Source organism: Desulfobacter hydrogenophilus (assembly GCF_004319545.1).
In the GTDB taxonomy this organism is placed as follows: domain Bacteria; phylum Desulfobacterota; class Desulfobacteria; order Desulfobacterales; family Desulfobacteraceae; genus Desulfobacter; species Desulfobacter hydrogenophilus.
Genome location: NZ_CP036313.1, coordinates 3,511,581 through 3,525,289 on the forward strand (window position 1 = coordinate 3,511,581; position 13,709 = coordinate 3,525,289).

General features: G+C 45.0%; 15 protein-coding genes. 4 read left to right on the top strand and 11 right to left on the bottom strand.

Going from position 1 to position 13,709, the window contains the following annotated elements; translation table 11 throughout:
* Nucleotides 1-74: 74 nt before the first annotated feature.
* Nucleotides 75-440 (bottom strand): ParA family protein, encoded by a 366-nt coding sequence (locus tag EYB58_RS15630; protein ID WP_111954876.1) that lies wholly within the window; start codon nucleotides 438-440, stop codon nucleotides 75-77.
* Nucleotides 441-726: 286 nt separating this feature from the next.
* Between EYB58_RS15630 and EYB58_RS15635 the strand changes: the two genes are divergently transcribed.
* From EYB58_RS15635 to EYB58_RS15645, 3 genes are all read left to right on the top strand, one after another.
* Nucleotides 727-1,422, top strand: coding sequence for a lysophospholipid acyltransferase family protein (locus tag EYB58_RS15635; protein ID WP_111954874.1), 696 nt, complete (start codon nucleotides 727-729; stop codon nucleotides 1,420-1,422).
* Between the two features lie 232 nt (nucleotides 1,423-1,654).
* Nucleotides 1,655-2,311 carry a LexA family transcriptional regulator gene (locus EYB58_RS15640; RefSeq protein WP_111954872.1) on the top strand — a complete coding sequence of 219 codons (657 nt, stop codon included), beginning with the start codon at nucleotides 1,655-1,657 and terminating at the stop codon, nucleotides 2,309-2,311.
* 79 nt (nucleotides 2,312-2,390) lie between these two features.
* Nucleotides 2,391-2,879, top strand: a complete 489-nt coding sequence (locus EYB58_RS15645) for a hypothetical protein (protein WP_131072086.1) — start codon at nucleotides 2,391-2,393, stop codon at nucleotides 2,877-2,879.
* Here the strand turns inward: EYB58_RS15645 and EYB58_RS15650 are convergent.
* The 5 genes from EYB58_RS15650 to EYB58_RS15670 all read right to left on the bottom strand — a co-directional run bounded on the left by EYB58_RS15650 (nucleotide 2,787) and on the right by EYB58_RS15670 (nucleotide 7,282).
* Nucleotides 2,787-3,539, bottom strand: coding sequence for an acyl-CoA dehydratase activase (locus EYB58_RS15650; RefSeq protein ID WP_111954870.1), 753 nt, complete (start codon nucleotides 3,537-3,539; stop codon nucleotides 2,787-2,789). The two genes, EYB58_RS15645 and EYB58_RS15650, sit on opposite strands and share 93 nt — an antisense overlap.
* 8 nt (nucleotides 3,540-3,547) lie before the next feature.
* On the bottom strand, nucleotides 3,548-4,828 hold the full coding sequence (locus EYB58_RS15655) for a double-cubane-cluster-containing anaerobic reductase (RefSeq protein WP_111954868.1): 1,281 nt from the start codon (nucleotides 4,826-4,828) through the stop codon (nucleotides 3,548-3,550).
* A 224-nt stretch (nucleotides 4,829-5,052) separates the two neighbouring features.
* Entirely contained in the window at nucleotides 5,053-6,381 is a 1,329-nt protein-coding gene (locus EYB58_RS15660; RefSeq protein WP_111954866.1) for a (Fe-S)-binding protein, read from the bottom strand.
* A gap of 93 nt (nucleotides 6,382-6,474) precedes the next feature.
* Nucleotides 6,475-6,957, bottom strand: a complete 483-nt coding sequence (locus EYB58_RS15665) for a hypothetical protein (protein ID WP_111954864.1) — start codon at nucleotides 6,955-6,957, stop codon at nucleotides 6,475-6,477.
* Nucleotides 6,958-6,970: 13 nt separating this feature from the next.
* The gene (locus tag EYB58_RS15670; protein WP_111954862.1) at nucleotides 6,971-7,282 is read right to left on the bottom strand and encodes an IscA/HesB family protein; all 312 of its coding nucleotides are present in this window, start codon (nucleotides 7,280-7,282) and stop codon (nucleotides 6,971-6,973) included.
* 755 nt (nucleotides 7,283-8,037) lie between these two features.
* Between EYB58_RS15670 and EYB58_RS15680 the strand changes: the two genes are divergently transcribed.
* A complete protein-coding gene (locus tag EYB58_RS15680) occupies nucleotides 8,038-8,226 on the top strand; it encodes a hypothetical protein (protein ID WP_111954860.1) in 189 nt (62 codons plus the stop codon).
* Nucleotides 8,227-8,349: 123 nt separating this feature from the next.
* Here the strand turns inward: EYB58_RS15680 and EYB58_RS15685 are convergent, their stop codons facing one another.
* From EYB58_RS15685 to EYB58_RS15700, 5 genes are all read right to left on the bottom strand, one after another.
* Entirely contained in the window at nucleotides 8,350-9,852 is a 1,503-nt protein-coding gene (locus tag EYB58_RS15685) for a glycogen synthase (RefSeq protein ID WP_111954858.1), read from the bottom strand.
* 139 nt (nucleotides 9,853-9,991) lie between these two features.
* The gene (locus EYB58_RS15690; protein WP_111954856.1) at nucleotides 9,992-11,920 is read right to left on the bottom strand and encodes a bifunctional acetyl-CoA hydrolase/transferase family protein/GNAT family N-acetyltransferase; all 1,929 of its coding nucleotides are present in this window, start codon (nucleotides 11,918-11,920) and stop codon (nucleotides 9,992-9,994) included.
* A gap of 162 nt (nucleotides 11,921-12,082) precedes the next feature.
* The gene (gene rnk / locus EYB58_RS15695; RefSeq protein WP_111954854.1) at nucleotides 12,083-12,496 is read right to left on the bottom strand and encodes a nucleoside diphosphate kinase regulator; all 414 of its coding nucleotides are present in this window, start codon (nucleotides 12,494-12,496) and stop codon (nucleotides 12,083-12,085) included.
* A gap of 30 nt (nucleotides 12,497-12,526) precedes the next feature.
* Nucleotides 12,527-12,661, bottom strand: coding sequence for a hypothetical protein (locus EYB58_RS24490; RefSeq protein ID WP_278186246.1), 135 nt, complete (start codon nucleotides 12,659-12,661; stop codon nucleotides 12,527-12,529).
* Nucleotides 12,662-13,004: 343 nt separating this feature from the next.
* Nucleotides 13,005-13,454 carry a HEAT repeat domain-containing protein gene (locus EYB58_RS15700; protein ID WP_111954852.1) on the bottom strand — a complete coding sequence of 150 codons (450 nt, stop codon included), beginning with the start codon at nucleotides 13,452-13,454 and terminating at the stop codon, nucleotides 13,005-13,007.
* Nucleotides 13,455-13,709 lie beyond the last annotated feature (255 nt).

Consider the following 13,709-nt stretch of genomic DNA (forward strand, 5'->3'; position numbering starts at 1 on the left):
GTAAATCAGGAAATATTTATATGCCATCCGGTTTGCGATTTGGGGTTCTAATATATCAAATTTGTAAGTAGATTTTAATACTTGCGCAAGCTCACGCGCCATGACCGAATTTGCTGAATACGGCTGAGCAGGAAATAGGGCGCAATGTGCGGATTAAGTTTTTTGGCTTCGTTGATCAGGTCTACCGTTGTTTTTGTACTGCCGATATCAAGCGGAGAATCCTGTACGGGAATGATGATAAGATCGGAACATACCGTTACAACTTCATTATCATGGGGTGGCGTATCAATAATGGTAAAATCGTAATTCTTATCATACTTATCAATGACCTGATACAGATTTTCGTAAATGGGTGAAACGCTGATATGCGCCATTGCCTCCTGATCGTTGCGAATTAATAAATATAGGGAAAAAGAATATACGTTACCGTTGTAACGCATCTGGTTGCGCTGTAACAACACACGGTGTTAACGCATCTGTGAAAGATTTGGAACATGCCCTTTTTTCCGGGGCGGATATTAAAATGGCACGTTGCAAAACACTTGGCAGGGCCGCTGTTTTCGTGTTAACAACAGCCTTGGGTTGATCTGGTCTATCGTTTTCCAGACTCACCTGTAAAAAAAAATGATAGTAATTGAACAATATATTGGGACGTTTCTAAGGACCGCAGATTAAATAACTTTGGGTTCTATTTTTTATTTCGGGTTTGCTAATCGGAGTAATTGAATGATGAAAAAGAAATTCAGACGTTTTCTATATTACTATCTGTTTCCCTATGCGGGCTTGTTTCTTGTCAGGCTTTTATCAGCCACCTACCGGATCAGGATTGTAGATCCCGGCAATGAACAGGACATTTTAAAGGCCAGGGGCAGGGTGGTTTATGCCTCATGGCATCAGCGATTTTTTCCGGGGATCACCTTTTTTTCAACCCGGAAGCCCATTGCCATTATGATTTCCCAGAGTCGTGACGGTGAGATGGCGGCCCGGGCTGTGACTATTATGGGTTGGCGGGCTGTGAGGGGCTCTTCATCCCGTGGGGGCGGGCAGGCCCTTGAATCCATTAAACGCCTGATCGTGCAGGGCTACAAGGTCGGGCATATCGTGGATGGCCCCCAGGGACCGTTCGGCATGGTGAAACCAGGTTTGATTCGCATAGCCCAGTATGCGGATTTACCCATTGTGCCCACCATTACCTCCGGGCAGAATCGGTGGGTTTTCAATTCCTGGGACCGTTTCATGGTGCCCAAGCCCTTTTCCCGGGTGATGATCCGATTTGGTTCTCCTATCCATGTGCCCCGGGACATGGGGCCGGGCGGATTTGCGCAGATGCAGACGCATGTGGCTAAAATCCTTAAGCAACTCTATGAGGATACGGATGCTGTCTGGCAGGATGACGCACGTGTAAAAGAAATCTTTGGGTAATTTTCTGTTTTGTTTCGCAAATGGATTGGCTAACGTGATTTCAAACAGCAGAAAAATTGATTAAAAAATATGTTGCATTTTATAAACACAAATGGCATGTAAAATATAACGTTTAGAAAATACAAACAGCCATGGGCTGAGTTGCTCTATCAATACCGAGGTTCAACCCACAACAAAGCATGAAAGCTGCTTAACAATTCATTGCGAATTTCATACAAAAAGGACAGCAGGCGTGACGGAAAATAAAGTGGATGTATTGATCAGGCGAATCATGAACGCCACCGGGATTTCGTCCCAGGCGGAACTTGCCAAGGAGCTTGGTATCAACAGATCGGGGATTACCCATGCCAGAAACAAAAATCATATTCCTGATAACTGGATTATCAAGCTGTTCAGGCGGTTCAGGGTAAATCCAGATTGGGTGGAGACAGGTAAAGGCCCTGTTTTTTTTGATCAGAAACATACGAATAACGGGAGTGATTTTCGCCGGATTCCAAAGGTTGTCGCCCGTCTGTCTGCAGGCACAGGTTCCTTTGAATGTGATCCGGATATCTCACAGTTTCTCTCATTTCCCGCTTCCTGGCTTGCCCGTAAAGGGTCTGCAGCTGCCATGGTGGCCATGGAAGTGTTTGGCCAGAGCATGGAACCTTTGATCCGAGAGGGCGATACCGTTTTAATTGATCAGTCCCAGACCCGTATCATGGCCGGTGCCATTTATGCCGTGGGTGTGGATGATACCATTCTTGTTAAACGGCTGGAAAAACATCCGGATGCTTTGGTCCTGTGCAGTGATAACAAGGATTTTTCACCCATCCATTTAGATATTCATGCCCTTGAAAAGGTCCGGGTGCTTGGGCGGGTGATCTGGAGTTGCCGGGAATACAGGTAGATATTTTTTTGTGCATTTGGTTTACTTTTTTCAACATAATTTGTTTTTATACAACAATAAAAAAAGAAAGGGGCAGAGTATGCAACAATCAATGTTTTTAGACCGAAAGTATTTACCGAATAACAGCCACGGGCTGCTCCGGTCTACTAACACCCGGGTTCAACCCACAACAAAAGATGAAAGTAATTTAAAAACCGATTGGGATATTCAGATAAAAAAAATAAAGCGTCCCGTGAAAAAGAAAATTAATGTGATTTTACCTTTACCCGTGATGATCTGGATAACCGGGCTTGTTCTTGCCGGCAGCGAAGGGGTGCTGATGCCCTATCTCGATATTGCGGGTGCCGTTGTATTCTTTGGGGCCAGTGTCTGGCTTGGTAGAATTCTGCCCTGCCTGGAACCGGATGCCGAAGCTTGCACCGTTCGTGAAACTTTAAAGAAAAAAGTTCTGCATTCGGTTCCATCACAGGTGGGATTATCCCCTTGCGTCCATGATCATGGCTGCGCCCAAGGCGCCCATCATCTGGGGGGATTCGGGGACAAGGATCTCTTTTGCAAGGGCATCTGACACCATTTTTACCATGCATGGGTTTTGTGCCACCCCGCCGGAAAATACAATTGGTCCCTGGGCCCCCACGCGGTTCAGCATGCCCACAGCACGCTTGACCACACTTAAGTGAAGGCCCCGGGCAATTTCCTGTCGGTCCTGGCCCTTGGCAATGAGCGATGTCACTTCAGACTCTGCAAAGACGGTGCACATGCTGTTGATTTGAAGATCTTTTTGGGCCGCAAGAGCGGCCGGACCAAATTCATCCAGGGCAAATCCCAGATTTTGTGCCATGATTTCAAGAAATTTACCTGTACCTGCCGCACATCGGTCATTCATTTCAAATTTCATCACCCGGCCCTGTTCGTTGAGCCGGATGGATTTACTGTCCTGGCCGCCAATGTCTAGAATGGCAAGGGCCTCAGGGAATTCAAGCCGGACACCTGCGGCATGGGCTTTGATTTCCGTGACCGTTAATGCATCATCATACGCCAGTTCAAAAAGATTGCGTCCGTAACCTGTGGCCATTATTTTGTCAAATTTTATCCCTTCCATCACTTTTTTAGCCTGGGAAATGGGGTCAAATCCGGTATCGGTCTGGCGGGTTTCAATAACCTTTTGGTTTTCAACCAGTACCAGCTCAATGCTTCTGGATCCAATATCAATGCCTGCGCAAATCATTATTTTCCTTAGTCTGAGATTTGTTCGATAAAAGCTTCCACCCGGGTCTTAAGCTGCCCCATGTCCTCCATGCCGTAATCGGTTTCAATCCTCATACATGGAATGCCCAAATTCTCAAGTGTATTTTCCACAGGGATGGATTCCATAATATAGGGCTGACAGAACTGCAGACCATAATGGATCACACCGTTTGCGCCATAGGCTTTGGCCATTTCAACAATATGGTCGCTTCTTTTCTGGTTGGGGGTAAAAATAGCGCAGTCCACTTTGAAATACCGGTCTGTGACGGCTTCCATCAATTCATCCAGGCTTTGTCCTGAATCATCGGTCAAATTCCGGGTGCCCCGTTCGCCCACGCAGGATTCCTCGCCCACGATGACAGCACCGCTGGTTTCAATGATCCATGGCAGTTTCCAGTTGGGTACGGCCATGGGACAGCCGGATATAAGAATTCTAGGGGTTTTGGCAGGAAATACGCCCTGGTTTTCCTTGATGCGTACCTCAAGTTCGTCACATATTTTGTTCACGGATTCGGTAAATCGGGCTGGATTGTCATAAAAGAAAACCTGATTGGCCAAAAGTGCGTCAAGGCCTGAAATGGGTACGGGATCTGCCTTTCTCAAAGTTGCCAGCCGGTGCAGTGCCGCGCGTTTAGCATTGACCACCTTAATTCCCTCTTTAAGGGTATCCACGGTGATTTTGTTGCCGGTCAATTCCTCCACGGCTGTTTTGAACCGTTCAAATTCTTTTTTGAGCAACGAACGTCCCTGGCTGGATTTAACCTGGGGCAGGTCCATAACATAGAGATTGTCTACCATACCGGCAAAGGTTTCGTATGCTTTTTTTTTGCCGTCACAGGTGTTTTCTCCAACAATCATGTCCGCACTTTCAAGGTAGGGACAGACCCGGCCAAGTTTGAAGCCAAAGGAAGACTTAATCAATGAGCAGGTGTTTCTGGGCAGATGTTTTTCCACATCTTCAATGGCAAAGTCCGCACCGGAACATAACCCGACCAGGGTGGCACCGCCGGCAAGAACGATCTCTTCGGGGACAAACACACAATAGCTGCCGATGATTTTGCGATTTTGTTTTTTTTCGTCCAGAAGTTCTTTGATTCGCAACCCATGAACCTCGCTCATGACAAAATCAAAGTAGCTCATACCTTCGGGACGATTTTTTTGGGCCAGGTAAATGTCCTGGTATCCTTGCCCCAGAACGTCGAGCAATGCGTCATGGGCTTTTAAATCCATGCCAAGGCTTTCCCACATGGGGGCATAATCGTTACTCATTGATATCTCCTTTTTATGATCTCAGTTTTCGCTTTATTGAGAACAAACACTAATTTACTTATAAACTTTATAGGCTAACGGGAATAGAAGTTCAAATCAAAATAAAAATAGAAAGAAGAAGATTGTAGTTGCCTATTTGTACAAAAAAATATGAGGGCAGGATATGGATCATATCCTGCCCTCTAAAGATTTTTTATCAAAAATCTAAAATGTCACATAATGCTTTAATATTCGTCTTCTAGTTCTTGGCCTTCCGGCATGTTAAGTGGTTTCAAGTCCGGCCCCAGATATAGCCGTTCCGTCGCACCAAGCACGCCTAATGCAAACGCAAGCAATGTCCATAAATGAATGGTATGATATTTACATTCATAGTGATCCGCAAGTTTATGAATTTGATCGTGGCAGTTGTGACAGGGTGTAACGCAGTAGTCGGCACCGGTGGCCAGGATCTGATCTTTTTTGATTTCACCGTATTTTAAACGTTCTTCGTTATAGCCGGATTGAAGGTATCCACCACCGCCGCCGCAACAGAAATTGTTGGAATGGTTCGGCACCATATCAATGAAATTTTCTTCACCAACACAGGCTTTAATAACAAAGCGTAAATCATCTGCCAAGGGGTCACCAAAGCTTTTTCGAACCTGTTGACAGGGGTCCTGGCACGTAAATGTGACTTTTAAGTCTTTGTTCCAGTCAGAATTGGGTTTCAATTTGCCTTCCCGTATCCATTTGGCATAATATGGAACAATGGGTGCAATTTCAAGACCGGTCTTATCTATATTGTATTTTTGCTGGCCCTTCCATATGGCATAGGTGGCGTGGCCGCATTCGGTGTTTAAATACACCTTACAACCCAGCTCCTTGGCAGATTCAATGGAGTTTCTTGCGGTTTTTTCCCAGCTTTCATCATCTGCAAGGAACATACAGTAATTTTCTCCACCCCAGCCCCGTGTGGCGTAAGTCCAGTCTGCGCCGGCAATATTTAGAATCTTCCACAGGGGAACCATTTCCTCGGGTTCTGTGCCGGGTTCACGGGAATTCTGGCTTAGAAAAAAATGAGCGCCTTTTTTATTCACCGGTGCTTCAAGCTCTTCCCAGCCAGGTTGGTCTTCACGGACTTCATCAAGAATGTCCCCAACCACCCACTCAAAATCCTCTTCAGAGATACCCATGGCGCTGCCAGAGCTATTTCTCATGGCCATGTCACAGGAGCCTATAATACCTTTGGGTCTTTCTTCCCGGGGCCATAAATTCCGGGCCTCAAATATTATTGCCGCGATGTCGATTTCCATCGGGCAGACATAGACACACCGCTGGCACTGTGAACACAGCCATACCCATGGGTGCATGGTCAGTTCCTCGTCCATGCCCAAAGACACCATCCTGACAAACTTACGCGGATCCATATCTCTAAGACCGGTTGCCGGACAACCGGAAGCGCATGCGCCGCATGTCAGGCACATATTGAGGTTGACACCATTCGGCAGTTTGTTCATCAATTTTCCTTTAAACGCTGCCTTTCTTCCTTTATCAAGTTTTACTGCCTCGGTCATAATATTCTCCTTTGAAAAGGGTTGCTTTTAGGTCTAAATTTGTTACATCAGTATCGCTTTTAAATTCGAGATGTTCCGCTATTATTCAGCGGATCAACCAGCAAGCCCGCAGAATACTTTTCTTAGGTATTCCTGGGGAATGGGTGGCAGGTCCTGAACGTCAAAATCCGGCTCCCTATCCGGCGACCGAACTATTTGAAAATCAAAGGGTTTCGAGGTGTCTCGAATGGTAAAGGCGGTCATCTTAAGTTCAGTATTTTGGGGCTTTTTTTTTGAATTATTATTCAGCCAGGCATCACAGCTTTCGTGATCCCCTACATGCATGATGTAAATGATCTGTTTGGTGCGGATGCAGATCAGGCGGTATCCTGCGCCCAGATCATATTTCCAGGAATTTTTTACCCGAGCATCTGAGCGCGCTCTGAACAGTCCGGATGCCTGGGATGTCTGCCCTTCAATCATCGCCCCAATGATTTTTCTAGCACGGCCTGCAGCAATGGATGGGGCATTAACCCGGCTTTCCATTGCTGTAATCTGTCTTTCTATTTTGGGATGAAGGTGGACTTCGTCAGCCATACGTACCCTCCGATTAACTGCCGCATGTCCCGCCGCTGCACCCCGTACATCCGCCTGTCGGTTTCAGACCGGATTCAAGGCGAAAGCCGGTGCCTTCAAAATCAATATCCACCGGGCCTGCTTTTTCCAAAAGATCCTTGTCTATTACGTATTCAATATCATCAAAGGTAAATACGTCATCTGTGTCTTTTTTTTCATCTAAAGCCATGGCAAGGCTTGGCCCGCCGCATCCGCCGCTGTTGAGAAATATTCTTATGGGCGCAATTTCTTTGCCTTCAAAGTACATCCTGACCTGTTCCTGGGCAGGTTTACTGACGTTGATCATCTAACTGACTCCTTTAAATACTAAAGTTGGCAGGGTGTTTTTTAAAAAAAAATTTCAGTGTACCAACACATATCTAACCGTTAAATCCTGCACCAGCCGACCACGGGTGCCTTCAAAATACCTCAGTGTTATCTGTGAAAATTGATTATCATACCCCTTCCTTTTCCGGCCAGTAACAATTATCCAGCCTAGACCAGAAACGATTCAAGACCTATATAAAATAAGGATTTTTGGCAAATTGAAAATCCTTATGTGCTTGCATTCTCGTTATCGAGATATTCAATTTTGCGCATCAGGAGAGGCGTCAGGTGTATGTGATAATTCTCGTCAGAGTAAACGGATATCAGATGTCAATTGTTTTGTCCCTCTAATCCGTTCATAGCTTGATAAAAAATGGACTCAGGCCATAGACTTCAAAGGCAATTACGGCACTCACACTTTAAGAAAGACCTGGAGATATCAACAACGGGCCAAATATGGTGTTGGCTCCCAAATCCACCATCTAATTTAACCCATGGATAAAATGGCGTAGCCCAAGGCTTTGCCGCCACCGTTATCTTCTTTAGGTCCATTGAACACAAAGGTTAAATAAGCACGTCTTCATTGCTTTCAGTTGTGACTTTATATGGCTGTTGCCCATACCTGGGCATTAAAAATATAGATGGCGTTGTCCTGGACGACCCCCGGGTGGCCGCCGTGGGGATACGGTCGCCCTTGCCGCCATCCCAGACCAGCTTGAGCCGGTAAAACTGTTCATGGCAAAAAAAACAATCAGGGAACCGGGCGTCAAATATGCCTTTGGGTTAAGTCCTTTCACTTCCCAGTCCGAATATTTTTTCCAGTTATTGGCCGGTATGAGGATAAACATGGCCGTTGCATTGGGTGTTCATTTCCTGAACACCCAGCCATTTTTATCCCTGTGCAGGACAAAAATTTCATGGTAGTTGGCCATGTCAGCCCAGGACCTTTTGTTTTTCAGCTTTTCTACCGTTGCCAGGGCCTTTTCAAACCGTGACCGGATAATGGGCTTAAAAGGTGATAGATACGGATTATTTGTCCAAGAGGGATTAAACTAAGAATGGTCTTTTGAGCATTTTTTCATATAGTTTAATATAGCTTTCAGCGCATCGGGTATGGTTGAATTCAAGTACGGATTCAGTCATGATTCTGCGGATCTGGCGTTCTTTTTCATCCAGGTCCAGACGGAAAAAATCCATGGCACGGTCCACGGCCCAGTTCAGTCCCTGGGCATCGTGCACATCAAAAACAAATCCATTGCCCGTTGAATGATTTACATCCAGTTTTTTGACCGTGTCATGCAGGCCGCCTGTGTCAAATACAATGGGCAGGCTTCCGTATATTCCTCCAATCATCTGGGGCAGGCCGCACGGCTCAAAGGAGGAGGGCATGAAGATAAAATCACTGGATGCAAATGCCTGGTGGGACAAATGTTCGTTGAATCCCCAGATACTGATCCGCCGGTGCAGGTTATGGAAATCGACAATATCGTGGAAGTGTCTCTGGTATGGACCGTCTGCCACGGATACAATCTGGATACCTGTATCCCAGTAACGGGAAATAATATCATACATGGTTTCTGCCAGAAGCGTGCACCCCTTCTGCACAGGATCCAGGCGGGAGGGCCAGAAAAACATAGGCGCATCGGGATTTATTTCAAGGCCCACGGATTTTTGGAGAAAAATTTTATTCTGTTTTTTGTGGGCACGATGGTTTTTGGGCCCGTAATTGAACTGGACCATGTCATCCACGGCTGGATTGAATTCGGGTTCAGGCGCATTTAAGATGCCTGTGGCGCATTCGGCATCCCATTTGTGGGCCAGCTCATCCCTGAGTTCCGGTGCCACAAATGGGTGGCGATTTTCAACAACCTCACGCAGGAAGGCGGGACTTACCGTGTTCACATAATGGGCGGAAAATACCCCTGACATCAAAAAATCCACCCGGTTGGTATTCCAGCTCTCTTCGTAGTTAAAGGGCGGACGTTTGAAGTAAAGTTGCTGCCAGAAGGCGGCCGCATCAATCCCCCTGTCCTCAATTTCGGCCAGGGTGGAGGTCATGGTATGGATGTTGTGAATGGTGAACAGGCACGGGATTTCGTATCTCCTGGCCATGGCCGGAATCAGTCCGGTCATCCAGTCGTTGCAATGGATGATGTCCGGTTTCACCCTTGGGATGATGTTATTGATCACCTCCCGCTGAAACGCCAGGGACACTTTGAGATCCTTATCCGAATGGCCGGAATAGACACCTTCTTTGTAAAGGAACACCCGGTCCACGGCAAAATGAATCCGTTTTTCATGCAGGCGCCAGTGGATTTTTTCCATCTCCTGGAGACGCCTTGGTTCATTATCGCCATGATCAATAGACCTGTAGTCGGGTATGGCTACATGAACATCGCAGCTTAAATCATACAACGCGGAGATAAGTGCTGCCGACACATCTGCCAGGCCTCCGGCTTTAGCTGAGTAATCATCGTCACCAGGGCAGATACCCTCGGGCAGATAAGTGACTTCAGGGGTTACAATAAGAACTCTTGGTCTATTAGGCATTACCACCTCTTATTTCCTGGTTTCCGGGATGCTGCCAGTACTGCCCATAATGAGCTTGACGGGTCGCAAACAATTAATTTTGAATGATATAGCATTTTTTATACCGAAAATGTTAACGTTTAGATATCTTGGGTAAAGTTTAACCCATAGATAGAATGGCGTCGCCCAAGGCTTTGCCGCCGTCGTCGTCATCTGCTTTAGGTTCACTGAACAGGCAGCTTAAAATAAGCACGTCTTCATTTTTTTCAGTTTTGACTTTATATGGCTGTTTATGAAAAAGGCTGATCATGCTTTTGTTATGTGGAAAAATATAGGCAATCAGCCCTTTAATACCGTTGTCAATGGCCGCTTGATTGATTTTTTTCTGTAAAATAGTGGCAATTCCCATACCCTGGTATTCTTTTGATACGGAATAGGCAACTTCAGCCATGTTAATGGTGATGTTTCTGAAATATTCGCCCACGGCAATAACTTTTTCAAATCCCAGTTCGCCTATCGTAGCCACGATCGTCTGGTCATTGATATAATCAATGTCATAGGTGGTTTCAATTTGATCATAGGCAAAACTTTTTTTCTCATGAAAAAACCTGGAAACGATATCTCCACGATTCATGGTGTAATAATGTTCTTGGATAAAGCGCTCATCCACCGGCTTTGCCGGCCTGAAGGTAATGGGAATATTTTTTATAATAATGGTTTCCTCATATTTAAACGGATAGATTCCTTTATTGGCCTGATTAAATTTGCGTTTACTGTCAACCAGACCCATTTCTTTGGCTGCGGCAAACAATTCATCCCTGAAATCCGGATGGGCAATGGATACCAGGGCCATGACCCGTTCCTGAAGTGTTTTGCCAAAAAGATTCACCAGTCCGTATTCTGTAGCCACAAACTGGACATCTCCCCTTGGCACCACCACAGCGTGTTCTGTTAAAAGGGGCACTATCCGGCTTTTTTGTCCGTGATCCATGGTAGATGTCATCACGAGGATGGATTTTCCTCCTTCGGACATGGCTGCCCCCCGGGTGAAATCAAGCAGACCATTAATTCCTGTGTAATTGTTCAACGGCAAGGCATCGGCAGCCACCTGGCCGGTAAGATCAATGGCCATAGCTGTGTTTAGGGTTACCATTTTATTGTGGCGACCGATGATTCCCGGATTGTTGATATAATCCGAGGGGTAAAATTCAATGGAGGGATTATCATCAAGAAATTCATAAAGCTGAGGGGAGCCTACAGCTGCGCCGGCCACAAGCTTTCCGTTATTAAATCCTTTCTTTTTATTCGTAATCACCCCCATGGAGAAAAGGTGCATGATTGCATCTGACAGGTATTGTGAATGAATCCCAATATCATTTTTATTTGACAAAGCCGTCTTAATTACTTCAGTGGTTAAGCCAAGACTTGTCTGGATGGTTGAACCGTCTTCGATGAGACGTGAAATAAGTTTGGCAATAGCAATGCCTGACTCATTTTCAGGGAGCGGTTGGATGCTTAAAAGAGGGTCCTCATGTTCCACAATAAAATCAACATCATTAACATGGATAAAACTTCTGCCCAGGACCCGGGGCATTTTGGAGTTAATCTGGCATATGACAATATCAGCGGTTTCGCAGGCCGAAAGATTAATGTCCACGGAAATCCCAAGACTCATCCACCCAAAGTCATCGGGCGGCGTGGCCTGGATCAGGGCTGCATTCAACGGCATGAGTCCGGATTTGAACAGGTGCGGGATCTGGGATAGGTTTATAGGCGTAATAAATCGTTGATTTTTTTTTATAATGTTGCAACCGCAGGAACCTAAATAAAAGGACCTGATTTTGAACTGATGGGATGGGGACTCATTAGCGATAAGCGTTAACGGTCCATTTTCAATGCTGAGCAGACGCACGATTTCAAGATCAATGAATCTTGTGGAGATTTCGGATAGCTCTTGGACAAGATGCTGGGGTTCAGCACAGGAAGAGCCTATAAATATGCGTTGACCAGGCCGGATATGTTTCAGGGCTTCCTGGGCAGTGCAACGTTTATCTATGTAGGAATCTGCCCAGTAAGTGGATTTTGTCATTATCAACCTCCTCCGTGTTTATTGTCTGCTTGAAAACAGTTTTCATATTCCTTAAACATTATACCGATTTTCCATAACAAATTGATTTTAATAGGAAGATGATTTTCAATAATCTTATAGAATAAAAGACTCAGCCTAAATCGGTATAATGTTTCCTCTTGATCACAACTTGAACTGTCCGCAGGTTTCAGGTTGATAATGAATCTCTATGAATTCTATTCTTTTCAACCCGGAGGGGGCAATCCATTCTATGGATTCCCCCACTTTATGCCCAAGGATTGCAATACCTATGGGAGCCAGGATCGAAATTTTGTTACCTCTGATATCTGCATCCTCCGGAAAAACCAGAGTATAGGTCTTTCTCTCTTTGGTGATCTCATTTTCAACAGTGAAGGTCGAATTCATTGTAATAATATTATTCGGAATGAATTCCGGTGGCACAACAATACAATTGAATATCTTTTTTTGCAGGGACTCTAAATTTTTTTCATCAAAACTGCTACAGCCCCAGCACATATCCAAAAGGCTTTCCAAACGCTCTAAATCAAACTCCGTTACCAGTATTTCCTTTTCCATTTCACTTTCCTTGCATTTCCCGCTATTTTTTTATCCAAATGCTTCAGTGACTTCAAATTTTTTAGTTTTACTTGCTGCTTTTCCGGGGCGGAATTTTCGAACCACAAAAATTGCATTTAACGTATAATTGATGCAAAGATCCATTTGCTCATTTTTTAAAATCATATTGCCTCCTTAATGATGTTTTTTTATTCCTTGGAATTTTATATGGTTCAAACAGTCATTAGATTAGGTGTTTTCCAGGGATTGATTTCGATCCTCTTCTTTTTAAACTCAGAGAGGATTTCCCGTCCGACTCAATGAGCCGGTTGCAATTGGGACAGGTCATTCTCAGTGTTTCAACGTTCCCCTTGAACAGCCGTTTTTGACAATACGGACAAAAATACCAGGTTGATAGATTCTCGGCTGATTCCATATTCTTTAAAGGCATCTTGTTCATAGTCTCCATATTAACGATCATTATTCGTTTGGCGCGCCCCTTTACCCTAAAACGCTCAGTGCGTGCCGATCAAACGGTTGCAGCAATCTTTTGGATCTGTTCATATGTAACGTCCAGCGCATCATGGAAAATCGGTGGTACCGGCGAAGACAATAATGCCGATACTTCGTGGTTCGCCTCATTGATAAACACGCGGACAAGGTTCTTGTTTAGATCTTTGTTCTCCATAATCACCGGAACCAGCGTTGATAAAGCCTCGGTCGCCATAATGCGGATGTTATAGTAAAGATCATCCCGTTTAATCATCTGGACAATCTGTTTTACCGTCTCAATGGAAGGCTTTCTTAATGTCATGGCAGCCTCAACAGCAGCTTCACGCAGCCGCCAGTTGTTGTCATAGCGAAGCAGTTGGATCAACGCCTCCTGATGATCGTCCAGGGTTGCCGAATCTCTCAGAAAGTGCAGCGTGTCCAGTGCATTAGCCCAGTCCATTAAATTTCCAAAAATGTGATCTTTCATCCTCCCTCCAGTTAAAAAACAGACTGACTATCATTCTCCCGGATTTTTTGTATTAATGGCCATGGGCCGACCGGTCTATCAGCACCAAGACTCAACCCAAAATGAAACATGAAAGTAATTCAATGAGTTATTTCGACTTTCATATAAAACGATGTCTATTGTTTTGGTTATGGTAAGAGCAAAGAGTGTACCAAGATCTGGATTTTATTTAACACATTGAAAATATTATGTTTTATGATTTATTCGAATATTAAA

What these genes read in the sequence shown, in the direction of transcription:
- EYB58_RS15630 (WP_111954876.1), bottom strand. Translation starts at nt 440, where the DNA reads ATGCGTTACAACGGTAACGTATATTCTTTTTCCCTATATTTATTAATT.
- EYB58_RS15635 (WP_111954874.1), top strand. Translation starts at nt 727, where the DNA reads ATGATGAAAAAGAAATTCAGACGTTTTCTATATTACTATCTGTTTCCC.
- EYB58_RS15645 (WP_131072086.1), top strand. Translation starts at nt 2,391, where the DNA reads ATGCAACAATCAATGTTTTTAGACCGAAAGTATTTACCGAATAACAGC.
- EYB58_RS15650 (WP_111954870.1), bottom strand. Translation starts at nt 3,539, where the DNA reads ATGATTTGCGCAGGCATTGATATTGGATCCAGAAGCATTGAGCTGGTA.
- EYB58_RS15655 (WP_111954868.1), bottom strand. Translation starts at nt 4,828, where the DNA reads ATGAGTAACGATTATGCCCCCATGTGGGAAAGCCTTGGCATGGATTTA.
- EYB58_RS15660 (WP_111954866.1), bottom strand. Translation starts at nt 6,381, where the DNA reads ATGACCGAGGCAGTAAAACTTGATAAAGGAAGAAAGGCAGCGTTTAAA.
- EYB58_RS15665 (WP_111954864.1), bottom strand. Translation starts at nt 6,957, where the DNA reads ATGGCTGACGAAGTCCACCTTCATCCCAAAATAGAAAGACAGATTACA.
- EYB58_RS15670 (WP_111954862.1), bottom strand. Translation starts at nt 7,282, where the DNA reads ATGATCAACGTCAGTAAACCTGCCCAGGAACAGGTCAGGATGTACTTT.
- EYB58_RS15680 (WP_111954860.1), top strand. Translation starts at nt 8,038, where the DNA reads ATGGCAAAAAAAACAATCAGGGAACCGGGCGTCAAATATGCCTTTGGG.
- EYB58_RS15685 (WP_111954858.1), bottom strand. Translation starts at nt 9,852, where the DNA reads ATGCCTAATAGACCAAGAGTTCTTATTGTAACCCCTGAAGTCACTTAT.
- EYB58_RS15690 (WP_111954856.1), bottom strand. Translation starts at nt 11,920, where the DNA reads ATGACAAAATCCACTTACTGGGCAGATTCCTACATAGATAAACGTTGC.
- rnk (WP_111954854.1), bottom strand. Translation starts at nt 12,496, where the DNA reads ATGGAAAAGGAAATACTGGTAACGGAGTTTGATTTAGAGCGTTTGGAA.
- EYB58_RS24490 (WP_278186246.1), bottom strand. Translation starts at nt 12,661, where the DNA reads ATGATTTTAAAAAATGAGCAAATGGATCTTTGCATCAATTATACGTTA.
- EYB58_RS15700 (WP_111954852.1), bottom strand. Translation starts at nt 13,454, where the DNA reads ATGAAAGATCACATTTTTGGAAATTTAATGGACTGGGCTAATGCACTG.